Origin of the sequence: Halomonas salinarum (genome assembly GCF_012062845.1) — a bacterium.
GTDB lineage: Bacteria > Pseudomonadota > Gammaproteobacteria > Pseudomonadales > Halomonadaceae > Onishia > Onishia salinarum.
Window position 1 is genome coordinate 137,892 of record NZ_WWNB01000001.1, and the last position, 21,471, is coordinate 159,362.

Sequence of the window (21,471 nt, forward strand, 5' to 3'; positions counted from 1 at the left end):
CGCCATGCGGCATCGGGTATGCTGAGCGACAGTGGCTCGGTGATCGACTCGGCTCGCGAGATAAAGGCCCTGTCGAGAACCGAGCCGACACCCCATCGTCACGGGAGCCTGCTGGATGCCCGCTGCGCCCGATCTGAATAAAGCGATGCCCCTGAGCCTCGAAGGCGTCGCCATCGGCGCCCTTGAGGACATATCCCTGTGCCTTGCCCCGGGCGAGATCACCTGCCTGTCCGGCGTCAGCGGCTCGGGCAAGAGCCGCCTGCTGCGTGCTATCGCCGACCTCGAGCCTCATGAAGGCGAGATTCGGCTGGGCCATCAACCCCAGACGGCGCTGACCGGCCATGCCTGGCGTCAGACAGTGATGCTGGTGCCGGCCGAAAGCCAATGGTGGGCCGAGGATGTCGGGGCGCATTTCACGCATGACTGCCGGGAAGGCCTTGCCGCCCTCGACCTGTCCCCGGAGACGCTCGACTGGCCGGTGGATAGGCTCTCTTCCGGCGAGAAACAACGGCTTGCCCTGCTGCGGGCCCTCTCCCGTCGCCCCCAGGCTCTGCTGCTCGACGAACCCACCGCCAACCTGGATCACACCACGACGCTTGCCTGCGAGGCCTGGCTCGTCGAGCAGGCGCGCCAACATGGCATGCCGGTGCTGTGGGTTGCCCATGACCCCGAGCAGATCAAGCGGGTCGCTCGGCATCATGTCCGGATCACGGGATCGCGCCTGGAGGCGGCATCATGGACGTGATCACACTGGAATGGTGGCAGCTGGGCCTCGCCGCCGCGATGGTGGTGGCGCTTTCAGCCTGTACGGTCGTCGCGCGCCTCGGCGTCGGCCGGTCGTTACTGATCGCCGCCGTGCGCACAGCGGTACAGCTGACGCTTATTGGCCTGGTGCTGGAAGCACTGTTCGCTTCATCCCGCTTTCAGTGGGTGGCGCTGATGGCCCTGGCCATGGTGCTGATCGCCGGGCGCGAGGTGATGACGCGCCAACAGCGACGCCTCAGCGGCGGTTGGGCCTTCGGCATTGGCACCCTGGCGATGTTCCTGTCGTCCTTCAGCGTCACGGTGCTGACCCTAACGGTGATCGTCGGCCCCACCCCCTGGTACGCCCCCCAATACGCCATCCCGCTGCTTGGCATGCTACTCGGCAACACCATGACCGGCGTGTCGCTTGCAATGGACAGGCTAACCACAGGCGTCTGGCAACAGCGCAGCGTGATCGAGAACCGGCTGATGCTGGGTCAACCCTGGCAGGAGGCCATCAGTGACGTGCGCCGCGAGGCCATGCGCAGTGGCATGATCCCCACCATCAACGCCATGGCCGCGGCCGGAGTGGTCAGTCTACCCGGCATGATGACCGGCCAGATCCTCGCCGGCAGCCCCCCGGCACTGGCGGTGAAGTATCAGATACTGATCATGTTCACCATCACCGCAGGTACCGGCTTCGGGACCCTGGCCGCCGTCGCCGCGGGCAGTCGCCGGCTGTTCGATCATCGAGAGCGGCTGCGCCTGGACCGGCTGCATTCACCCAAAAGTCATGGCCGTTGAAGCGGCGGCCCGGCGGTCCGGCGGTCCGGCGGCCTGGCGACATAGCGATTCCTCACACTAGCCATTCTCGCGCAGCCGGGTGGAGAGCATCCTGATGGCGCGGCGACGGACGCCTAGTGCCTGAGCGCCAGCCATTCCCGACACAGCCAGCCGCCGGCCCGGGCAATCTCCGCCTCGCTCGCCCCGGCGTAGCCCAGCACCAGGCCGGGCCGGCCAGGGGGCGTCAGGTAGTACGCCGACAGCGGCGACAGCCCGATCCCATGGTCGACACCGCGGGCCACCAGCGCCGCCTCGCTGGCGTGGTCGTCGAGCCAGGCCACCAGGTGCATGCCGGCCTGCCCCTCCGACAGCTCAAGCCCCGCACTGACGGCCGGCGCCAAGGCCTCGCGCAGTCGCGCCTGGCGGTCGCGGTAGCAGTCGCGCATGCGGCGCACATGGCGCGAGAAGTGGCCAGCGGCGATGAACTCGGCCAGCGCCGCCTGCATGACGTACTGGCCCTCGCGATGCAGCCGGGCGTTGGCTCGCCGGCACGGATCCACCAGGGGCTCGGGCAGCACCACATAACCCAGCCGCAGTCCCGGGTAGAGCACCTTGCTGAAGGTGCCGACATAGAGCACCCGCCCACCGTCGTCGAGGCCCTGGAGCGCGGCGATGGGCCGCTGGCCATAGCGGAATTCGCTGTCGTAGTCGTCCTCGATGATCCAGGCCCCATGCCGCTCGGCGGCTTCGAGCAGGGCCAGACGCCGCCCCAGGGTCATGGTCACCCCGCTGGGGTACTGATGCGAGGGCGTGACCTGGATCAACCGCGGCGCGGGCAGGTCCGCCGCCACCCGCAGGCCCTCGTCATCCACCGGCACCGGCAGCATCTCGAGCCCAGCGGCCTCGAAGCAGGCCTTGGCGCCGCCATAGCCGGGCTCCTCGACCCAGGCCCGATCGCCGGGGTCGGTGAGCAGCCGCGCGATCAGCTCGAAGCCCTGCTGGGCGCCCTGGACGATCAGCATCTGTTCGGGGCGGCAGCGCACCGAGCGCGACAGCCGCAGGTAGTCGCATAACGCCTCGCGCAGCGCCGGCACGCCGCCCTCAGCCTGATAGCCAAGCCAGTCAGTGGGCGCACGATGCAGATGCCGCCTCACCAGTCGCTGCCAGAGCGCCCGAGGGAAGCGATCCAGCGCCGGCACCCCCGGCGTGAAGACGCCGGGGCGCGCGTTCGGGCCGGCGCTGTAGCCGAGCAGCCGCGTGCCCCGTGCCGACAGCGCGGCGGCGGCCGTTGCCGCCCCGGCGCCCACCCGGGACGGCACCGATGCCGGCTCTGATGCCGGCGAAGCCCCGGCCAGCCGTTGCAGGTCGGCGACGAAGGTGCCGGCGCCGGGGCGCGTCTCCAGGAAACCCTCGGCGACCAGTTGCTCAAGGGCGGCCAGCACCGTATTGCGCCCCAGGCACAGCTCCCGAGCCAGGCGACGCGAAGATGGAAGCCGGCTGCCCGGGGCCAGGAACCCCGCCTGGATGCGCTCGCGCAGCCCCCGATAGAGCCGCCGGCTGAGCGGTGCCGGCGCGGCTTCGGCGAGTTCCATGGCGAGGGCATCGATGACCCAGTCCAGCGCGGCCTCTGGTGAAAGCGGTTCCATGATGTTCCCCAAAACTGGTTCTTATCCTGGAACCACTATGCCGCCAGACTGGTTCTCGGTCACCTCTCACCATCAGGAGAACCGCCATGCCCGTGCGCCCTGCTACCCATGATGACCTGCCCGCCCTTGGCGAGCTGGTCGACGGCTACCGCCGCTTCTACGGCCAGACCTCGGATCTCGCCGCCGCCCGCGACTTCGCGGCGAGCCGCCTGGCGCTCGGCGACTCGCACCTGCTGGTGGATGAAGGCCCTGACGGTGCGCTGCGGGGCTTGGTGCAACTCAACCCGACCCTGTCGACGGTGCGGTTGGCCGTGCGCTGGATCCTCGGCGATCTATACGTGGCGCCCGAGGCGCGCCGCCAGGGCGTCGGCCGGGCGCTGATGAACGCCGCCCGAACGCTGGCCGAGTCGCGGGGTGTTTCCCAACTGCGGCTGCAGACCCAGGTGGAGAACCATGCCGCCAAGGCGCTCTACGCATCGTTGGGGTGGCGTTGCGACGACGACTTCGATCACTACGCCTTGTCGCTTCCGGCCGCCACCACACACTAAGGGAGATGTTCAGGATGACGACGACCAATGCTTTCGGCCAGCCGGTGGGCCGGGCGCTGCCGGGCTGGCAGGGCGCCCGGGCTCTCACTCCTGTCACGCTGACGGGCCGCTGGGTTCGCATCGAGCCCCTCGATGCCGACCGCCACGCCGACGCCCTATTCACGGCCTGGCAATCTCCCAATGCGGCGCCTGAGCCCCCGCCGAACGATGCCCCGGCGGCGCGCTGGACCTACCTGGGCGGTCGGCCCTTCGACGATGGCCTAGGCTGTCGCGCCTGGCTGGCCGACCGGGCGACAAGCGCCGATCCACGTTTCTACGCCATCGTCGACGCCGCCAGCGGCCAGGCGCAGGGCGTCGCCGCCTACCTGAACATCGTGCCCGAGCACGGCAGCATTGAGGTCGGTCACCTGAACTTCTCGCCGCGCCTCGCGCGCACGGCCGCCGCCACCGAGGCCATGGTCCTGATGATGGGCCACGCCTTCGCCCTAGGCTATCGGCGCTACGAATGGAAGTGCGACGCCCTCAACGCGCCGTCGCGGCGCGCCGCCGAACGGCTGGGCTTTCGCTTCGAGGGCGTCTTCCGCCAACACCGGGTGGTGCAGGGCCGCAACCGCGACACGGCCTGGTTCTCGGTGCTCGACGGCGACTGGCCGGCACTGGAGCGTGCCTTCGCGCGCTGGCTCGCCCCCGACAACTTCGACGCCTGCGGCCGCCAGCGCTGCCCCCTCGGCGAGCTGACCGAGGCGGCGCTGGCGGCCACCTAACGACACGGCTAAGCTCCGTCACGACGAGGAGACGCTCGATGTACGTACCCCCCACGCTGCGAATGGCCACGCCTAAGGCCCAGGCCTTGATCGAGGCGCATCCCTTCGGAGTATTGATCGGCGACGACCTGCAGGCGACCCACCTGCCGTTGCAGCTGAGTCGCGACGAAGGCGAATTCGGCACCCTCTACGGCCACCTTGCCCGAGCCAACCCGCACTGGCAGGCGCTGGAGGATCGCCGGGTGCTGGCAATCTTCACCGGCCCCCATGCCTATGTGTCGCCCACCTGGTACGCCACCCGCCCGGCCGTGCCGACCTGGAACTATGCCGCCGTGCACGCCGAGGGGCGCTTCGAGCGACTCGATGGGGCCGCCACCGCCGCGCTGATCGAGCGCAGCCTGGCTCACTTCGAACCTGGCCTTGTCGACGACAAGGCGACTCTCGACGACAGCTTCCGCGACCGGCTGCTGGCCGGCATCGTCGGCTTCCGGGTCCCCATCGCCTCGCTCCAGGGCAAAGCCAAGCTCGGCCAGCAGCGCAGCGCCGCCGACCAGGCCGGGGTGGCAGCCGGGCTTGGCGACAGCGCCGCTCCCGAGGCTCAGGCGCTCCTGCGCTACATGCACGACCAGGCACTGGGCACGGGAGAATACTGACCTTGGCATCGGCGCCCTGCCCCAACGAAAAACGCCGCTACCCCAAGGGGTAGCGGCGTATATCTTCATCTTGCTTATCGGCGGGGAAACGCCCCGCCGATCATCGACCCAGTTGCGTTACTTGGACACCGGCTTGCTGGCCGATGTAGCCTCGCTTGCGGCCTTGGAAGCGCTGGAGACGCTCTCTTCGGTCAGCTTCTGCGCCTGCTGGGCGACTTCCTGATTCATGGCCACAACCTTCTCGGCATCGGCCTTGACGCGCTCGCCAACGTCCTTGACGACTTTCTGCTGGCCTTCGACATAGCTGCGCAGGCCTTCGGCATCCTTGACGTTCAGGGCAGCGCGCGCCTGGTTGAGGCCAAGATCGCTATAAGCCTTGGCGGCATCGAACTGGGCGGCCATCAGCTTTTCGGTGTAGTCGATGCTCATGGCGGCGTAGGCGCGTGCCGGGCCGAAGAACATGGATTCAAACTGCTGAGTGACTTGATCGAAATTGGTATTGCTCATGGTTCACCTCATTAGCGAACGGTTTCAAAAGGAGGGGCTTCCTGCCCCTCTTGCAATGCAACATAGCAAAGCATTTGTTGCAGTGCAACATGGATTTTCATCTCGGGGCGACGGGCGACCCTACCCAGTTCGCCAGCCACTCATGACACCGCAATGAAGCCCGCCGACATCAGGCGAAGGGCAGCACCAGGCTCACCCGCGTGCCCTCCCCCTGACGACTGTCGACCTCGAGCCGGGTGCCGTGCCGCTCGCAGATCTCGCGCACGATCGACAGGCCCAGCCCCGACCCCTCGCCCTTGGCGATGCTGTCACGGGTGCGGTAGAAGCGCTGGGTGATCACCGGCAGTTCCTCGGCGGCGATGCCGACGCCGCTGTCGACGACCGATATCCGCACGCCATCGTCACGCGCCTCGGCATCGAGCCGCACCCAGCCGCCGGCCGGGGTCGCGTGCAGGGCGTTATCGATCAGATTGCAGAGTACCCGGTCGATCAGCCCCAGGTCGGCGTCGACCCAAGGCAGCGCGGGGTCGCAGGCCACGCTCAGGGCGACCTCGGCCTGGCCCGCCTGATGCCGGAACTTGCCGGCGATGTCATGGGCCAGCTCGGGCAGCGAGAAGGGCTCGCGCTGCAAGGGCTTGTCGTAAGCGTCGAGCCTCGCCAGCGTCGACAGCTGCTGGGCCAGCCGGGTCAGTCGATCGGCATTGTCGAGGATCGAGCAAAGCGCCTGGCGACGCTCTTCCTCCGAGCCTTGCGGGGCGGACAGGAGCTGTTCGGCGTAGCCTCGCAGGGAGGTCAGCGGGGTACGAAAGTCATGGGTCAGGTTGGCGATCAGCTCGCGGCGTTGGCGGTCGGTCTCGCGCATCGCCGCCAACTGCGCCTCGATGGTCCCGGCCATATCGTTGAAGGCCCTTGCCAGGCGACCCAGCTCGTCGTCGCTGGGCGCCTCGATGCGCTGGCTGTAATCCCCACCGGCGAGGCGCTGCACCGCCGTCGTCAGGCGGGTGAAACGCCGGGTCAGCAGCGCGAACCACACCAGGCCGAAGATCCCGCAGACCAGCAGTGCCATCAGGCCCGCGGCCACCAGCGTACGAGTAATGGAGCTGGTGCGCAGCATGGCGAACATCGAGGCCTGGCCGGCGTTGGTGAGATCGGCGTAAAGATAGCCGCGCTCCCCCGTCGAGCCATAGCTGATACGCGCCACCGAGAACACGCCGGGCTCGCCCCCGCAGGGAGAGACCGCCAGCACCGGCAGCATCGGATCCTCGCCGAGCAGGGTCTCTAATGCCTGTGGCGAGACCCGATGCTCCTGATGACAGGCCGGCTCGGCGTAGTCCGCGACCACCCGCCCTCGTTCATCGAGCACGTACAGCGCCAACGAGGGGTTGATCGAGGCGATATGCCGAGCCATCTCCCGCGCGCCGGCATCGGGCGACGCCGCATCACACCGCGAGGTGAAGCGATAGCCCACGCCCCAGACCGTCTCGATGAAGCGCGGCCGGGCCGGATCGGCCTCGATCTTGTTGCGCAGGCGATTGATATGGGTATTCACGGTGTGGTCATAACCGTTGAATTCCTCGCCCCAGACGCGGTCAAGCAACTCGCCGCGGCAGAAGCTGTGCCCCGGGTGGCGGGCGAACAGCGATAGCAGCGCGAACTCCTTACCGGTGAGCTGCACCGGCTCGCCTTCGAGCTGGACCCGATGCTGGTCGGTATCGATGACCAGCGGGCCGCACACCAGCGGCGGGGTACCACCGATGTCGTCATCGCCGCTCGCCCGCTGCTGGCCGCGTCGCAGCAACGCCTGCACCCGGGCCAGCAGGATCGGTAGCTGGAACGGCTTGGTGACGTAGTCGTCGGCGCCGATCTCGAGGCCCTCCACCACATCGCGCGTCGCCGCCTTGGCGGTGACCATCAGCACCGGGGTCAGGCTATCGCGGCGCCTCAGGCGACGACACACCTCGAGACCGTCCATCCGCGGCAGCATCAGGTCGAGCATCACCAGATCGTAGCGCGGCCCCGTCGTGTCTCTGTAGAGCGCGGTCAGCGCCGCCTCGCCATCGGTGACCCAGTCGCAGGCATGCCCCGCATTGATGAGTTGTTCGCTGAGCAGTTTGCCGATCTCGGGGTTGTCCTCGACACAGAGGATCCGGTAGGCCATCGCGCCTGACTCCTGGCTTTTCATGTCCCTACTCTAGAGGCGCCGGACGAGCCGTGCATCACGAAAACGTCACGTCGCCGCCTCGGGACGTGATGATTTCGTGATGAATTGCCAGCACCCGCCAACTAGCTTGATAAGGGCCGGCGAGGTGATCGTCGGTCGCTCATACAAGATTGGAGGTTCACGATGATCAAGCTATCGCAACACCCCAAGACCGTACTGCTCGCCGCCCTGTTGGGCACCGCCCTGCTGCTGCCGGCGACCGCCCTGGCCGAGCAACATGAAGAGGGCATGCAGGAAGGCGAAAGCATGGAGCAGGATGCCATGTCCGGCGAAAACAGCATGGAGCATGACGCCATGGAAGGAGACAGCATGGAGCATGACGCCATGGGCGAAGACAGCATGGAGCATGACGCCATGGGCGAGGACAGCATGGACCATGACGCCATGGGCGAGGACGAGATGATGGAGGAAGACGACAAGATGTGATGCTCGCCGCTTGTCTGGCCGACCGGTGCCGGCGCCATGCCCACCGGTCGGCGTTTTCCTCGATCTCCACTTCAAGGAGGGTCTCCCATGCCACTCTTCGGCAAGTCTCGGCCTGATCCAACGGGGCCCCGACGCTCATCAAACGGCATAGCGCCTTCACCCGCCTCTGGCACTGGGTGATTTTCGCCTGCCTGATCATCCTGCTGATGAGTGGCCTGCAGATCTTCAACGCCCACCCCGCGCTCTACTGGGGCAAGGATTCTCACTTCGACAGCCCGGCGCTGTCGATCGGCGCCGAGCGAGACGCGAGCGGCGCCTGGCAAGGCATCACCCGCATCGGCGGCTACCGCTTCGATACCACCGGCGTGCTGGGGATCTCCGGCCCGTCCGACGACCTGGAGCGTCGCGCCTTTCCTGCCTGGGCCACCCTGCCCGGCCCCCGCTGGCTCGCCAAGGGGCGCCAGTGGCACTTCCTGGCCGGCTGGATCTTCGCGCCGATGCTCACCGCCTACCTGCTCTACCTGGTGTTCAGCGGGCAGCTCAAGCGGCGCCTTCTGCCTCGCCGTGACGAGTGGCGCCACCTCGGCGAGACGATTCGCGACCATGTCCGGCTGCGCTTTCCCCGCGGCGAGGAGGCCCGCCACTACAACCTGCTGCAGAAGCTCACCTACCTGCTGGTGCTGCTGGGGCTGCTGCCGCTGGTGGTGCTCACTGGCCTGACCATGTCGCCGACCATGGACGCCGCCTGGCCCTGGCTGCTGGACGCCTTCGGCGGCCGCCAGAGCGCGCGCACCATCCACTTCCTGTGCGCCCTGGCGCTGCTGGCCTTCTTCCTCGTGCATCTCGCCCTGGTGCTGGTCTCCGGTGTCTTCAACAACCTGCGCTCGATGATCACCGGGCGCTATGCGCTTCCCCCTGCGCTACCCCATGCCCCTTACTCGGCGCTGCCCCCGCAGCAGGAGACCCGCGATGACCAGACTCACCGATAGCGGCCGCCGCCGTTTCCTGACCCGCACCCTGCTGGCCGGCGGTGCGACCCTGCTCGCCGGCTGCGACCGGCTGACGCGCAGCGACGCCATGGGCAAGCTGTTCGATGCCAGCAGCACCCTGACCCAGCAGGCCCAGCGCCTGCTGGCCTCCCGGCAGTCGCTGGCCCGCGAGTTCACGCCCGCCGATATCGCCCCGACCTTTCGCGCCAACGGCACCACCGACCCCGACGAGGCGGCCTACCGGACGCTGGCCGAGAACGGCTTTCGCGACTGGCGGCTCGAGATCGGCGGCCTGGTCGAGCGGCCCCTGGCCTTCTCCCTCGACGAACTCAAGACCATGCCGGCGCGCACCCAGATCACCCGCCACGACTGCGTCGAGGGCTGGAGCTGCATCGGCCAGTGGCAGGGCGTGGTACTCGGCGACTTGCTCGACCGGGTCGGCGTGCGTGACCAGGCCCGCTTCGTCGTCTTCCACTGCGCCGACCGCTACCGCGGCGGCGACGCCTACTACGAGAGCCTGGACATGCTCGAGGCCTACCACCCGCAGACGCTGCTGGCCTACGCCCTGAACGGCAACGACGTGCCCGTCGCCAACGGCGCCCCGCTGCGACTGCGCGCCGAACGCCAGCTCGGCTACAAGATGGCCAAGTACGTCATGCGCATCGAACTGGTCGAGAGCTTCGCGCATATCGGACGCGGCCGCGGCGGCTACTGGGAAGACCGTGGCTATAACTGGTGGGCGGGGATCTAGGGCACGCCCAACGCCAAGGCTCAAGCCACACAGTGAAGGTACGGCAAGTAGTGATCTTGCCCAACAGCCAGGCACCATCGAAAAAACTAGCGTTTATTTCGTAAGACTATGGTCCTTTGTGACTAGTATGAGGATAGGTATAGCCTTGAGCTACATCACTCCACCAAACGCAAGGACGCACCATGGAGCTCAACGAGAAGCTGTCGCATATCGCCCGCCGTGGCGAGGAGCAGGTCGATCACATCCTGAACGAAGAAGCCACCAAGACCGCTCTGGTGTTGCCCTTCATCAGCGCCTTGGGGTTTGATCCCTTCGATACCCGCGAGGTCATTCCAGAATTCACCGCCGACGTGGGCACCAAGAAAGGCGAGAAGGTCGATTACGCCATTCGTGCCGATGGCAACCTGTCGATCCTCATGGAATGCAAGCCGCTGGGCACCAACCTCGCCAACGTCCAGTACAACCAGCTTTACCGTTACTTTGCTTGCACGGATGCCAAGTTCGCCATCCTGACGAACGGCTTTGAGTACCGCTTCTATTCAGACCTGGATTACGAGAACAAACTGGACACTCGCCCCTTCTTCACCTTCGAACTCGACGACTTCAACGATCAGGATATCGATGAGCTCAGGAAGTTCACCAAGCCCAACTTTGATGTTGATGCCATCCTCGGCACCGCCAATCGGCTCAAGTACACCAGCCTCGCCAAGCAGGCCATCGATGAAGTCTTCCGAGATACACCGGAAGAGTTCGTCAAGTTCATCGTTGGCAAGGTCTACGAAGGCCGCCAAACTCGGCAGGTTATCGAGGAGTTCACGCCGATCATCAAGGAAGCAGGCAAGCTCTACATCAAGGAACAAGTCGCCCAGCGCCTGCGTGGCGCCCTTGCCAGCAACGATATAGATGCGTCCCAATCCGCTTCGGCGCCCGAAAGCACATCGCAAGAACCCGAGCCCGATGATGATGGCATCATCACCACCCAGGAAGAGATCGATGCCTATAACATCGTCCGCTCGCTGCTCGCAGAACAGGTCGATGTCAGCCGTATAGCGATGCGCGATGCCAAGTCCTACTGCGCAGTGCTTCTCGACGACAACAACCGTAAGCCGATCTGTCGCTTCCACTTCAACGCGAAGTCAGTCAAACGTGTAGGCTTCTTCAGCGACAAGAAAGAAAACCGGATCGAGATAGACTCAGTAAGTGATCTCTTCCAGCACAAGGACCAATTGAAAACGACCGTGGGCGAATATCTCGAGTAGTAGACCAACGGCAGGCACACGCTCAATCAAGCTGCCGTCGTCATTCCCTGGCCGGTTCACGCGCCTGCTCACCGGCCAATGGATGACCCGCTCGGCGGGCAGGTGATGGGCGAACGCCCCGCAGAAATAGTTTAGAGGTGGCCACCTTCTCGACGGTGGAGTTGATGGGCCCTGGCGCCTTCTCCTTCGCACAGTGCGGCCGGTAGCCCAACCACACCTCGTCCATCACCAGTGGCGCCTCATCGATGGGATGACGCGCCGTTGGTGATCCAGGTGCCCGGCGCCACGTTGTAGCGCGGCGAAAGCTCTTCCGATTCCAGGGGCAGGCGCAGGGCCTGGGAGAGCTTAGGGTATGGGCCATGAAGGGCGAAGCGGCCGCACATAAACAATCGTCAGTAATGAACTCTATCACCCAAGTAATACAACCCATACAGTGTAGAAACAACCAGCTGAAAGAAAAGTATAAAAAAAGAAAAGAGATAAAAAATGGCAGATAAAAATGAAATATTTAGCTCACCATCAGACAAAAAATCAAAAGCAACGGGGGTCAAGCCAATAACTGACAAAACAATACTCAAGGCAGTCAGATAGGAAAAAAGCATACAGAGAAACCTTCTCCTCGTCAGGACTACCTTAACCTTTCTATCTCCAACCAAGGTTTCAACTGTTGGTGGATTCTCGCCAGCCATATCCCTATCTATATCTTTACGATTAAAGGTTGCAACGGCAGCAAGGGCCGCAATAAAAAAGCCAGGAAGACCACTAACAAAAGAAGCCAAACCAGAAGAATATTTAATCAAATTTACCAAATCTGCATCAAAAAAATGAACCAGACCGGAGGCTAAAGCCAAAACCAACAACGGAAAAACCCAGTCATAAAGATACTTATCTTCATGATCTATAGCCAGATAGCTTAAAGGCCGTGTTACTTGATAACGAATAACCCTAAAGTTCTTCATCTTCTATTAGCCTTTCCATGCGCGTTGTAAATGCGGCTCGGATAGAGTTATAGGCCAACCTCGGCCTAAAGCTAAACGAAATCCTCCTTGTAAGCACATAATAGTCGCTTTCAGCTAAAGAGCTATCTTCAACATTAATTTTCTTAGTATGGGTCGCTCCCGACCCATCACGGAAACGAACTCTCAACTTTTCCATGTCGAATTCTCGACCACGCTCTAACACCCGACCAATATAATCTATAGCAGAATTAGTAGCGAGAGGGGCCCTATCAACACCAACCTCCCAAGTTTTAAATTCCGGGGGCGGCTCATGATCCATGCCAGCAACCTTCTTCATTCCCGACAGCAAGACAATTTCATCAACAAAACCGTTATTTAAATCCTGATAAAAACGCTCGGATATATAACCATGCAGCTCAACAACCGGCTTTTTAACAGGCCTCTTCAACTCACCTTTTGAATTTCTTTCGCCAAGTGGATGATCTACTTTAAACCCGTTCTTTACAGCCTTTCCAGAGTTAATATAGTTTGCAGTAAGCTTGTTAAGGAAAGAAATGAGCCGCACAATGGTTATGCCATTGGAACGCTCCACCACAACTAAATTTCTATTATTTTCAACTCTTTTCTTTATTATTATATGAGAAGAAGAATTTGGCCCCTCTGCCGGCTGATAAGTTAGATCTTGGGTCTGGCCACTGCTAATATCTCTTGATGAATGATGAGCACCGGTTGCATTGGTACAATTCACGAGAAGATAAAAATAATCATTATTTTCTTGTATATCTACAAGATAGAGCTCAAGCTTATTCTTTAAGTAGGTCTTATGGGCAAGATCCGCACCCAACAAAGATCGCCAAAACCCAACCAAGTCTCCAACGGTATATTGGCATAGGTAGCGAACAGGCCCAGAACCATTTGATACACCTCTTACAGTCGAGAAACGGTGAAGATCAAAAAAAAGAACAGTTTTCTCGTAAACATCCTGCGCCATGAAAACACCTAATAATTATAAAAAACTTAGCTAACCCGTCCAATCCGAATCTCACACCACCCCAGGACCAACACATCCATCATATCTTGCGGCTTGATCAATTCCTTCTCATCGCGCGGGTTATCGCTGATCAGCAGCCAGGCGACGCCAGCAACGCGCTGCACGCGATTGATGCGCCGTTCACCGCTGATCAGCAGCAGAAACACCCCTTCCGGGTGCGGGTCACAACTTCGTCGTCAGCTAATGTCTCTGCCTCTTGTGTAATGAAGGAAGCCTAACCGATGAATACGGCCGACACCATCGCTTCCCCCAACGTAATCCGTGCGCCGAATGGCTGACAGCGCCCGGTGCCGTTCACCGTCACCGGTGCGATGCGCAACCAAGTGCAGGCACACCGCCCCCCTTGCCTTGAGACGAGCGTTTAAATCACGTCTGTTCGTCGCCTTGATGCGCCCGGGGCACGGCGATACTGTCTTGCCATCGGGCGAGTGCTGCCCGCTCCACCATAATTTCAAGAACAATCTCAAGGCAGGAGCTCCCACCTTGATCCGAATCGAAAACGTCTCCAAGTCCTTCGGCGGCTTGCAGGCGGTGAAGGACGTGTCCTTCGAGGTTGCCCAGGGCAGCATCACTGGCTTGATCGGCCCCAACGGGGCCGGCAAGAGCACCCTGTTCAACATCGTCGCCGGCCTCTTCCCGCCTACCAGCGGCCGCATCGTGCTCGATGGCCAGGACATCACCGGCCTGCCCACCCACGAACTCTTCCACCGGGGGCTGGTGCGCACCTTCCAGATTCCCCATGAGTTCTCGCAGATGACCGTGCGCGAGAACCTGATGGTGGTGCCGCCCGACCAGAGCGGCGAGAACCTCTTCAACAGCTGGCTGCGCTGGGGACAGGTCCGCAAGGAAGACGCCCGCGTGCTCGAGCGGGTCGACGAGGTCCTCGACTTCCTCGAGATCTCGCACGTCGCCGACGAGCTGGCCGGCAACCTGTCGGGGGGCCAGAAGAAGCTTTTGGATCTGGGTCGCACCATGATGACCGACGCCAAGATGGTGCTGCTCGACGAGCCCGGCGCCGGCGTCAACCGCACCCTGCTCGGCAAGATCCGCGAGGCGATCCGTCGCCTCAACACCGAGCGCGGCTACACCTTCTGCCTGATCGAGCACGACATGGACCTGATCTCGCAACTCTGCGACCCGGTACACGTGATGGCCAACGGCGAGCTGATCGCCTCAGGCCCGATGGAGGAGATCCGCCAGAACGCCGAGGTCCGCGAGGCCTACCTGGGTGGCGGCGCCAGTGGCCAGATGGGAGAAGACGCATGACCGCCTCAACCACCAGCCTGCTCGACGCCCGCGACCTCTACGGCGGCTACGGCGGCGCCGATATCCTCAAGGGCACCAGCCTGCGCGCCGAGGCCGACGAGATCGTGGTCATCGTCGGCCCCAACGGGGCCGGCAAGTCCACCGCCATGAAGGCGATCTTCGGCCTGCTGAAGATCCGCCAGGGCCAGGTGCTGTTCCATGGCGAAGACATCACCAACGCCAAGCCGGAACAGATGGTGCGCCGGGGCATCGCCTACGTGCCTCAGGAGCAGAATGTCTTCCCGTCGCTGACCGTGCAGGAAAACCTCGAGATGGGCGGCTATCTGATGCGCGGCGATCTCGGGCCACGCATGGAGAGGGTCTATGAGCTCTTTCCCAAGCTCGCCGAGCGCCGGCGCCAGCCGGCCGGGCTGATGTCCGGCGGCGAGCGCCAGCTGGTCGCCATGGGCCGGGCGCTGATGGTCGACCCCAAGCTGTTGATGCTCGATGAGCCCACCGCCGGCCTGTCGCCGAAGCTGATCGACGAGACCTTCGAGCGCATCAAGGAGATCAACGCCCAGGGCATCGGCGTGCTGATGGTCGAGCAGAATGCCAAGCAGGCGCTGGCCATCGCCAGCCGCGGCTATGTGCTGGCCACCGGCGCCAATCGCCATGAGGACACCGGGCCCAATCTGCTGGCCAATCCGGAAGTCGCTGAAATGTTCCTGGGGGGCTAGCCATGAATGACATCGTACAAATCCTGATCTACGGCATGGTGCTGGGCAGCGTGCTGAGCATGGGCGCCATCGGGGTGTCGATGATCTTCGGCATCCTGCGCTTCGCGCACTTCGCCCACGGCGACTTCATGACGCTTGGTGCCTATATCGGCCTGACCTTCATTGCCGTGATGGGGCTCAGCCCCTGGTTCGCCCTGCCGGCCGCGATGATCGGCATGGCCGTGGTCGCCGTGGTTATCGACCAGTTGCTCTACCGGCGCATTCGTCGTACCCAACCGGTCATCCTGCTGATTTCCTCCTTCGGCATGGCGCTGATCCTGCGCAGCCTGATCCAGTTGATCTGGGGTTCGGAGAACCAGACCTATGCCAGCGGCATCCAGTTTCCCTGGCGCCTCGATGTACTCGGCGGCCTGCGCATCAAGCCGGATCATGTGTGGATCGTGCTGATCTCGCTGGGTCTGGTGGCCGGCGTGCACCTGTTCTTGACCCGCACCCGGATGGGCAAGGCGATGCGCGCCATGTCCGACAACATGGACCTGGCGCTGGTCAGCGGCATTCCCGCCGAGCGGGTGATCATGGTCACCTGGATCATCGGGGGGGCGCTGGCGGCGGCCGCCGGGGTGTTCCTGGGCATCGATACCCGCCTGCACCCGGTGATGGGCTGGACAACGCTATTGCCGGTGTTCGCGGCCGCCATCCTCGGCGGTATTGGCAGGCCCTATGGGGCCATCGTCGGTGGCATGATCATTGGTATCTCGATGGAAATGTCGACGCTGTTCATCTCCGCCGCCTACAAGCCGGCCGTGGCCTTCGCCATCATGGTCATCATGCTGATCGTCAGGCCTCAGGGCATCTTCAAGGGGACACTGTGATGGAACTTGCCAGTCTGTTCGCGTACCTCGTCTCGTTTCTGACCTTTGCCGGGATCTATGCGGTGCTGGCCATGGGCCTCAACACCCAATGGGGCTTCACCGGTCAGTTCAATATCGGTATCGCCGGCTTCTTCGCGGTCGGCGCCTACACCAGCGCTATCCTGACTACCCCGGAGAGCCCTGCCTACCTTGGCGGGCTGGGCATGCCATTTGCGGTCGGCCTGGTGGGTGCAACACTTGCCTCGGCGCTGATCGGTCTGGTCATCGGTCGCATCACCGCCAAGTTGCGCACCGATTACCTGGCCATCGCGACCATCGGCATCGCCGAGATGATCCGCCTGTTCATCAAGAATGAGGACTGGTTGACCAACGGCGTGCGTGGCATCGCCGGTATCGAGCGTCCCTTCGCCGGCACCCCGCTGGATACGCCCTTTGGCTATCTGTTGGTGGTGGTGGCCTTCGTGGTGCTGGTCTACTTCCTGCTTGAGCGCGCCTATGCCTCGCCCTGGGGGCGGGTGCTGCGGGCCATTCGCGAGAACGAACCGGCCACCGCTGCAGCTGGCAAGTCGATCGCTCGCTTCCGCCTGCAGGCCTTCGTGCTAGGTGCGGCCATCATGGGCCTGGGGGGCGGCCTCTATGCCCACTTCTTCGGCTTCCTGAGCCCTGAGGCTTTCATGCCGCTCTATGGCACTTTCCTGGTATGGGTCATGCTGATCGCCGGCGGCAGCGGCAATAACCGCGGGGCCATTCTCGGCGCCGTCGTGGTGTGGGGGGTCTGGACCCTGACCGAGCTCACCACTGACCTGCTGCCCACCGAGTACGCTACCCAGGCCGCGGCCCTGAGGGTGCTGCTGATTGGCGTGCTGCTACAGGTCATTCTGGTGACTCGGCCGCAGGGTATTCTGCCCGAGAAGCCACCCAAGCTGATGGCGACCAAGCACAAGGACTGACGCAAGATCGATATAGAAACGCTAGCGAGGGCCCAGCCAATAGCCGGGCCCTCGCTGTTTGGGACTTAACTCAACGGTTCACGCCCGCTTCTTCCGTCCAGCCTCCCTCATCCGCACATAAAAAAAACTGCCCCGACCATTGGCCGGGGCAGTCTCGTTATCATGGCATCGAGCGCGACTGGATTACTCGGGCATGGTGGGCTCGAAGATGCGGTTGGTCATGATCTCGCCATCCTTGAACATCCACTCGCCGAAGGTACCCGGCACATCACCATTACTGTCGAAGTTCACCGAGCCTGAAGCGCCCTCATAGTCGATATCTTCGCCAGCGGCAATCAGTTCCGCCGCCTTGGCGAACTCACCCGGGCCAACCATGACACCCGGCGGGTTGGCGACTGCACGCACGCTGTCACGGATCGCCACGCGATCGGTGGAGCCGGCATGTTCGGCGGCCAGCGCGATCACGTAGAGGGCGTCATAAGCGGTATCCAGATAGGGCTTGGGCGGTACCTCGCCGTATTCGCCGTCATAGGCGCTGGCAAAGTGCTGAGCACCCGGTGAATCGCCGCGTGCCTGAGGCACGGTGCCGATAGCGCCCTCCAAGGCCTGGGCACCCAGATTATCGATCAGCTCAGGCGCCTTCATGCCATCGGTGAACACGAAGTCGCGGAAGAAACCGCCTTCGAGGGCCTGACGCAGGATAGTCTCGCCGTTTTCCGGATAACCGATCAGCACCAGTGCCTCGGTGCCCCCGGTATCGGCCTGCTGCAGCTCGCCGCGATAGGCGGCCTGGCCCTGCTCGTAGGCAACACTTGCCGCCACGCTGCCGCCCTGAGCCTCGAAGGCCTCGCTGAAGGCATCGGTCAGGCCCTTGCCGTAATCGTTGTTGACGTAGATGACGCTGACGGTGTCATAGCCCTTGGCGGCCGTGATTTCGGATAGCGCCACACCCTGGAAAGCATCCGAGGGTACCGTGCGGAAGAGGAAGTCATCGTCGTCGAGGGTGGTGATCACCGGGGAGGTGGAGGCGTTGGAGATCTGCAGCACCTGTTCGGGCTTGGATACGCTCTGTGCCACCGGGATGGTCACACCGCTGGACAATGCACCGAAGATGGCATGTACGCCCTGTACGTTGACCAGTTTCTGAGCGGCCGCCACCCCAGGCTGTGGTGAGGTCTGGGTGTCACCGGCGCTGATTTCCATGGGCTCACCCATCACGCCGCCAGCGGCGTTGATTTCCTTGACTGCAAGCTCCGCCGAGCGCAGGGACGGTTCGCCATAGCTCTGCAGGTCGCCGGTCAACGGCACCAGCACCCCAACGTTCAGGGGCTCAGCGGTGGCGGCGAGGCTGGTCGCCATCGCCATGGCGGAAATAGCGCCGATCAGTGGTTTCTTGACGATCATGGTTTAGATCTCCTTGAGCTGACCTTTGATTGTTCGTTATCGACAGTCCAACGGCGGGCGCGACACTTCGCATCATGACGGCCCCTGCTCTGCAGCATAAGCGCAGCCTAAACATTAAACAAAATGTCTGAGCGGCGCCCTGTCAACGGTGATGGCAACGCCCTACAGGGCACCAGCAGCCTCCAGCGTTCACCACGACCTCACGGGTCGTAGGCGCCTTCAATATCGACGATCCTCATGGCATTGCGGCCAAGACCGCCGTGTGCGTCCAGCATGCGCTCTATCCAGCCATAAACCGGGTCGGCATTGGACACCAGATCGGCAGTCGACACCGTCCGCGCCCACATGAAGTTACCGAACAACAGGTAGTCCGAAGCGCCGGGGGCCTCGCCATCCATGTAATCACTCTCCTCGAGCCGCCCGCGCAGCGGGGCCAGCGCCTGATCAAGCATACTCAGCCCCTTGGCGGGCGAATGCATCTCCTCGAGGGTGCAGCCGAAGCGCTTCTCTCGGGTGGTCCGGAAGTACTCACGGTCATCGGGGTGAATGGCGTTGTAGAGATCCATGATGATGGTGCGCATCATGCCAGGCGCCAACGCACGCTCGGCATAGTGCTTGAAGAAGCGCGCCCTCGCCTCGGCCTCCGGGCTGCCAAGCAGGGATTGCTCGGGATAGGTCCGGTCCAGATAGCGCATGATCTCGAAGCTGTCGCTGACGACCTCGTCACCATCGACCAGCACCGGCACCTGTCCTTGGCCCGAGAAGGCGATGGCGTCTTTCTCGGTAAAGCGCCAGGGCCGGGTCTCTGCGTCTATGCCCTTGTGCGCAAGTGCATAGCGCGCCCGCCAACAGAAGGGTGAAAAAAGCAGCGCGTCATTGACCCCGCACAGTTCGTAGAGCTCTCGACTCATGTGGTCTCCTCACTTGTCCATTAGTCTAAACATTTTCACCTATTACAAGCTCGATTACGGCTGAAAAAGGCGGAATGAAGGTACCAACCTCCTATCTATCAAAAAGATACATCTCACCTTCGACTGAATCACTATTGGTATTACCAATTTCCCAGGGATGGTAAAGCGCGCTATCTGACCTTATCGTGCAACCACTCGTACCAGCTGCCAAAGTCACCGCCCCGCGTCTTCGGCATCTCCCTTCCTCGCAACGATAAAAAGGATTGCTGCCTCATGAGTCAAACCCTACTCGCCCTGCTCGCCTTCACGCCACTATTGCTGGCGGGCGTGCTGCTGATTGGGCTTCGCATGCCTGCCCGCAGGGCCATGCCCATCGTTTATGTGGTCACGGCCGCCATCGGCCTGTTTGCCTGGGACATGACCGCTAGCCGAGTGCTGGCCTCGACCCTCCAGGGATTGATGCTGACAGTCGCGATCCTGTGGATCATCTTCGGCGCCATCCTGCTGCTCAATACCCTGAAGCATTCCGGCGGCATCACCGCGATCCGCAATGGCTTCTCGGGCATCAGTCCTGATCGCCGGGTTCAGGCGATCATCGTCGCCTGGCTGTTCGGCTGCTTCATCGAGGGTGCCTCAGGCTTCGGCACGCCTGCTGCCGTGGCCGCCCCCTTGATGGTGGCACTCGGTTTCCCGGCGCTCGCCGCGGTAATGGTGGGCATGATGATCCAGTCTACTCCGGTGTCCTTCGGCGCCGTGGGTACGCCGATTGTAGTGGGTGTCAGCGGCGGGCTGGACAAGATCGGCATTACCGAACAGCTGACCGCCGGCGGCGGCACCTGGCTCGAATACTTCCGTCTAATCACTTCTGAGGTGGCCATCATTCACGGCATCGTAGGCCTGCTGATGCCGCTTCTGATGGTGATGATGATGGTGCGCTTCTTCGGTACCAACCGTTCCTGGAAGGAAGGCCTTTCCATCGCGCCCTTTGCGCTATTTGCCGGCGCCAGCTTCTCGGTGCCCTACATGCTGGCCGGCGTTCTGCTGGGCCCGGAGTTCCCCTCGATGATCGGCGCCATGATAGGCCTCGCCATTGTCGTGCCAGCGGCTCGCCGCGGCTTCCTGATTCCCAAGGACACCTGGGACTTCCCGGCCTCGAACGCCTGGCCGGATCATTGGCTCGGCAAGCTCGACATCAAGCTCGATGACGTCACCGGCAAGGCCCCGATGTCGGCCTTTATGGGCTGGGCACCCTATGTACTGCTGGCTATCTTCCTTGTCGCTTCGCGCACTATCGCTCCGCTCAAAGACGCACTGACGTCGTTCAGCCTGTCCTGGAGCGATATACTTGGCGAGGCGGGCGTATCGGGCAGCATTCAGCCTCTGTATCTGCCCGGCGGGATTTTGCTCGCCGTGGTGCTGGTCACCATTGTCATGCATCGCATGCGCACCGCCGAGGTCAAGGCCGCCTTCCATGAATCCTCCAAGACACTGCTGGGAGCTGGCTTTGTGCTGCTGTTCACCATTCCCATGGTGCGCATCCTGATCAACTCCGGCGTCAATACCGCCGACCTGGCGTCCATGCCAGTGGCCATGGCACAGCTGGTCGCCGACAGTGTGGGCGACATCTACCCGCTGTTCGCACCGACAGTGGGCGCCCTGGGCGCCTTCATCGCCGGCTCCAACACGGTCTCGAACCTGATGCTGTCGGACTTTCAGTTCAACATCGCCCAGCAACTGGGACTCTCCACCGCCATGATGGTGGCCCTGCAAGCGGTCGGCGCCGCTGCCGGCAACATGATCGCCATTCACAACGTGGTCGCCGCCTCGGCAACCGTCGGCCTGCTGGGCCGCGAAGGCGTTACCCTTCGCAAGACGATCCTGCCGACGCTCTATTACGTGATCGCGGCGGGACTGATTGGCCTGTTCGCCTTCTATGGCCTCGATATCAGTGACGGCCTGCTGACGCTTGGCTAACCGACACCCGGCCTGAACAAGCACGATGCTCGCACCCCGCGAGCATCGTGCTCTTTTTTCTATCTCGACACGCCCTC

22 protein-coding genes are annotated in these 21,471 nt (G+C 62.8%); 14 read left to right on the plus strand and 8 right to left on the minus strand.

What is annotated here, in order from left to right:
* The first annotated feature begins 115 nt into the window (after positions 1 to 115).
* Together HF027_RS00590 and HF027_RS00595 are read left to right on the plus strand one after the other, a co-directional pair.
* On the plus strand, positions 116 to 745 hold the full coding sequence (locus tag HF027_RS00590; RefSeq protein WP_245184383.1) for an ABC transporter ATP-binding protein: 630 nt from the start codon (positions 116 to 118) through the stop codon (positions 743 to 745).
* Positions 736 to 1,548, plus strand: coding sequence for an ABC transporter permease (locus HF027_RS00595; protein WP_168011898.1), 813 nt, complete (start codon positions 736 to 738; stop codon positions 1,546 to 1,548). The genes HF027_RS00590 and HF027_RS00595 overlap by 10 nt, the downstream gene beginning before the upstream one ends.
* 113 nt (positions 1,549 to 1,661) lie before the next feature.
* Here HF027_RS00595 and pdxR read toward each other — a convergent pair whose 3' ends face one another.
* Entirely contained in the window at positions 1,662 to 3,173 is a 1,512-nt protein-coding gene (pdxR, locus tag HF027_RS00600) for a MocR-like pyridoxine biosynthesis transcription factor PdxR (protein ID WP_168011900.1), read from the minus strand.
* Positions 3,174 to 3,259: 86 nt separating this feature from the next.
* Here pdxR and HF027_RS00605 point away from each other — a divergent pair, with 86 nt between their 5' ends.
* From HF027_RS00605 to HF027_RS00615, 3 genes are read left to right on the plus strand one after another with little or no spacing between them, the layout of a single operon-like run.
* On the plus strand, positions 3,260 to 3,721 hold the full coding sequence (locus HF027_RS00605) for a GNAT family N-acetyltransferase (RefSeq protein WP_168011902.1): 462 nt from the start codon (positions 3,260 to 3,262) through the stop codon (positions 3,719 to 3,721).
* A gap of 14 nt (positions 3,722 to 3,735) precedes the next feature.
* The gene (locus HF027_RS00610; RefSeq protein ID WP_168011904.1) at positions 3,736 to 4,485 is read left to right on the plus strand and encodes a GNAT family N-acetyltransferase; all 750 of its coding nucleotides are present in this window, start codon (positions 3,736 to 3,738) and stop codon (positions 4,483 to 4,485) included.
* 38 nt (positions 4,486 to 4,523) lie between these two features.
* Complete coding sequence (locus HF027_RS00615) at positions 4,524 to 5,138, plus strand: FMN-binding negative transcriptional regulator (RefSeq protein WP_168011906.1); 615 nt, start codon at positions 4,524 to 4,526, stop codon at positions 5,136 to 5,138.
* Between the two features lie 117 nt (positions 5,139 to 5,255).
* On the opposite strand, the gene HF027_RS00620 is transcribed toward HF027_RS00615, so the two are convergent.
* Positions 5,256 to 5,645, minus strand: a complete 390-nt coding sequence (locus HF027_RS00620; RefSeq protein ID WP_168011908.1) for a phasin family protein — start codon at positions 5,643 to 5,645, stop codon at positions 5,256 to 5,258.
* A gap of 169 nt (positions 5,646 to 5,814) precedes the next feature.
* Positions 5,815 to 7,803: an ATP-binding response regulator gene (locus HF027_RS00625; RefSeq protein WP_168011910.1), complete on the minus strand. Its 1,989-nt coding sequence runs from the start codon at positions 7,801 to 7,803 to the stop codon at positions 5,815 to 5,817.
* Between the two features lie 186 nt (positions 7,804 to 7,989).
* On the opposite strand from HF027_RS00625, the gene HF027_RS00630 reads away from it, so the two are divergent.
* The 4 genes from HF027_RS00630 to HF027_RS00645 all read left to right on the plus strand — a co-directional run bounded on the left by HF027_RS00630 (position 7,990) and on the right by HF027_RS00645 (position 11,291).
* Entirely contained in the window at positions 7,990 to 8,292 is a 303-nt protein-coding gene (locus HF027_RS00630; RefSeq protein ID WP_168011912.1) for a pentapeptide MXKDX repeat protein, read from the plus strand.
* 137 nt (positions 8,293 to 8,429) lie between these two features.
* Positions 8,430 to 9,281 carry a cytochrome b/b6 domain-containing protein gene (locus HF027_RS00635; RefSeq protein ID WP_168012246.1) on the plus strand — a complete coding sequence of 284 codons (852 nt, stop codon included), beginning with the start codon at positions 8,430 to 8,432 and terminating at the stop codon, positions 9,279 to 9,281.
* Positions 9,262 to 10,032 carry a molybdopterin-binding protein gene (locus HF027_RS00640; protein WP_168011914.1) on the plus strand — a complete coding sequence of 257 codons (771 nt, stop codon included), beginning with the start codon at positions 9,262 to 9,264 and terminating at the stop codon, positions 10,030 to 10,032. Before HF027_RS00635 ends, HF027_RS00640 begins: the two co-directional genes overlap by 20 nt.
* 182 nt (positions 10,033 to 10,214) lie before the next feature.
* The gene (locus tag HF027_RS00645; protein ID WP_168011916.1) at positions 10,215 to 11,291 is read left to right on the plus strand and encodes a type I restriction endonuclease; all 1,077 of its coding nucleotides are present in this window, start codon (positions 10,215 to 10,217) and stop codon (positions 11,289 to 11,291) included.
* A gap of 392 nt (positions 11,292 to 11,683) precedes the next feature.
* Here HF027_RS00645 and HF027_RS00650 read toward each other — a convergent pair whose 3' ends face one another.
* Genes HF027_RS00650 through HF027_RS00660 form a run of 3 tightly spaced genes read right to left on the minus strand, consistent with a single transcriptional unit; the run spans position 11,684 to position 13,447 of the window.
* The gene (locus HF027_RS00650; protein WP_168011917.1) at positions 11,684 to 12,250 is read right to left on the minus strand and encodes a hypothetical protein; all 567 of its coding nucleotides are present in this window, start codon (positions 12,248 to 12,250) and stop codon (positions 11,684 to 11,686) included.
* Positions 12,237 to 13,241, minus strand: coding sequence for a hypothetical protein (locus HF027_RS00655; RefSeq protein ID WP_168011918.1), 1,005 nt, complete (start codon positions 13,239 to 13,241; stop codon positions 12,237 to 12,239). Before HF027_RS00655 ends, HF027_RS00650 begins: the two co-directional genes overlap by 14 nt.
* Positions 13,242 to 13,267: 26 nt before the next feature.
* Complete coding sequence (locus HF027_RS00660; RefSeq protein ID WP_168011919.1) at positions 13,268 to 13,447, minus strand: S24/S26 family peptidase; 180 nt, start codon at positions 13,445 to 13,447, stop codon at positions 13,268 to 13,270.
* 337 nt (positions 13,448 to 13,784) lie between these two features.
* Here HF027_RS00660 and HF027_RS00665 point away from each other — a divergent pair, with 337 nt between their 5' ends.
* Genes HF027_RS00665 through HF027_RS00680 form a run of 4 tightly spaced genes read left to right on the plus strand, consistent with a single transcriptional unit; the run spans position 13,785 to position 17,105 of the window.
* Positions 13,785 to 14,567, plus strand: coding sequence for an ABC transporter ATP-binding protein (locus HF027_RS00665; RefSeq protein ID WP_168011920.1), 783 nt, complete (start codon positions 13,785 to 13,787; stop codon positions 14,565 to 14,567).
* Positions 14,564 to 15,283: an ABC transporter ATP-binding protein gene (locus HF027_RS00670; protein WP_168011921.1), complete on the plus strand. Its 720-nt coding sequence runs from the start codon at positions 14,564 to 14,566 to the stop codon at positions 15,281 to 15,283. Before HF027_RS00665 ends, HF027_RS00670 begins: the two co-directional genes overlap by 4 nt.
* Before the next feature lie 2 nt (positions 15,284 to 15,285).
* Complete coding sequence (locus HF027_RS00675; protein ID WP_168011922.1) at positions 15,286 to 16,155, plus strand: branched-chain amino acid ABC transporter permease; 870 nt, start codon at positions 15,286 to 15,288, stop codon at positions 16,153 to 16,155.
* Positions 16,155 to 17,105 (plus strand): branched-chain amino acid ABC transporter permease, encoded by a 951-nt coding sequence (locus tag HF027_RS00680; RefSeq protein WP_209316373.1) that lies wholly within the window; start codon positions 16,155 to 16,157, stop codon positions 17,103 to 17,105. The genes HF027_RS00675 and HF027_RS00680 overlap by 1 nt, the downstream gene beginning before the upstream one ends.
* Before the next feature lie 183 nt (positions 17,106 to 17,288).
* Here the strand turns inward: HF027_RS00680 and HF027_RS00685 are convergent, their stop codons facing one another.
* Together HF027_RS00685 and HF027_RS00690 are read right to left on the minus strand one after the other, a co-directional pair.
* The gene (locus HF027_RS00685; RefSeq protein WP_168011923.1) at positions 17,289 to 18,509 is read right to left on the minus strand and encodes an ABC transporter substrate-binding protein; all 1,221 of its coding nucleotides are present in this window, start codon (positions 18,507 to 18,509) and stop codon (positions 17,289 to 17,291) included.
* 200 nt (positions 18,510 to 18,709) lie between these two features.
* Positions 18,710 to 19,420, minus strand: a complete 711-nt coding sequence (locus HF027_RS00690; RefSeq protein WP_168011924.1) for a glutathione S-transferase N-terminal domain-containing protein — start codon at positions 19,418 to 19,420, stop codon at positions 18,710 to 18,712.
* A 273-nt stretch (positions 19,421 to 19,693) separates the two neighbouring features.
* Between HF027_RS00690 and HF027_RS00695 the strand changes: the two genes are divergently transcribed.
* The gene (locus HF027_RS00695; protein WP_168011926.1) at positions 19,694 to 21,394 is read left to right on the plus strand and encodes an L-lactate permease; all 1,701 of its coding nucleotides are present in this window, start codon (positions 19,694 to 19,696) and stop codon (positions 21,392 to 21,394) included.
* Positions 21,395 to 21,471: the final 77 nt, after the last annotated feature.

Coding starts and splice junctions, on each gene's coding strand:
- HF027_RS00685 (WP_168011923.1), bottom strand. CDS start 18,509: ATGATCGTCAAGAAACCACTGATCGGCGCTATTTCCGCCATGGCGATG.
- HF027_RS00655 (WP_168011918.1), bottom strand. CDS start 13,241: ATGGCGCAGGATGTTTACGAGAAAACTGTTCTTTTTTTTGATCTTCAC.
- HF027_RS00695 (WP_168011926.1), top strand. CDS start 19,694: ATGAGTCAAACCCTACTCGCCCTGCTCGCCTTCACGCCACTATTGCTG.
- HF027_RS00625 (WP_168011910.1), bottom strand. CDS start 7,803: ATGGCCTACCGGATCCTCTGTGTCGAGGACAACCCCGAGATCGGCAAA.
- HF027_RS00670 (WP_168011921.1), top strand. CDS start 14,564: ATGACCGCCTCAACCACCAGCCTGCTCGACGCCCGCGACCTCTACGGC.
- HF027_RS00680 (WP_209316373.1), top strand. CDS start 16,155: ATGGAACTTGCCAGTCTGTTCGCGTACCTCGTCTCGTTTCTGACCTTT.
- HF027_RS00615 (WP_168011906.1), top strand. CDS start 4,524: ATGTACGTACCCCCCACGCTGCGAATGGCCACGCCTAAGGCCCAGGCC.
- HF027_RS00620 (WP_168011908.1), bottom strand. CDS start 5,645: ATGAGCAATACCAATTTCGATCAAGTCACTCAGCAGTTTGAATCCATG.
- HF027_RS00605 (WP_168011902.1), top strand. CDS start 3,260: ATGCCCGTGCGCCCTGCTACCCATGATGACCTGCCCGCCCTTGGCGAG.
- HF027_RS00610 (WP_168011904.1), top strand. CDS start 3,736: ATGACGACGACCAATGCTTTCGGCCAGCCGGTGGGCCGGGCGCTGCCG.
- pdxR (WP_168011900.1), bottom strand. CDS start 3,173: ATGGAACCGCTTTCACCAGAGGCCGCGCTGGACTGGGTCATCGATGCC.
- HF027_RS00640 (WP_168011914.1), top strand. CDS start 9,262: ATGACCAGACTCACCGATAGCGGCCGCCGCCGTTTCCTGACCCGCACC.
- HF027_RS00595 (WP_168011898.1), top strand. CDS start 736: ATGGACGTGATCACACTGGAATGGTGGCAGCTGGGCCTCGCCGCCGCG.
- HF027_RS00630 (WP_168011912.1), top strand. CDS start 7,990: ATGATCAAGCTATCGCAACACCCCAAGACCGTACTGCTCGCCGCCCTG.
- HF027_RS00645 (WP_168011916.1), top strand. CDS start 10,215: ATGGAGCTCAACGAGAAGCTGTCGCATATCGCCCGCCGTGGCGAGGAG.
- HF027_RS00650 (WP_168011917.1), bottom strand. CDS start 12,250: ATGAAGAACTTTAGGGTTATTCGTTATCAAGTAACACGGCCTTTAAGC.
- HF027_RS00675 (WP_168011922.1), top strand. CDS start 15,286: ATGAATGACATCGTACAAATCCTGATCTACGGCATGGTGCTGGGCAGC.
- HF027_RS00690 (WP_168011924.1), bottom strand. CDS start 19,420: ATGAGTCGAGAGCTCTACGAACTGTGCGGGGTCAATGACGCGCTGCTT.
- HF027_RS00590 (WP_245184383.1), top strand. CDS start 116: ATGCCCGCTGCGCCCGATCTGAATAAAGCGATGCCCCTGAGCCTCGAA.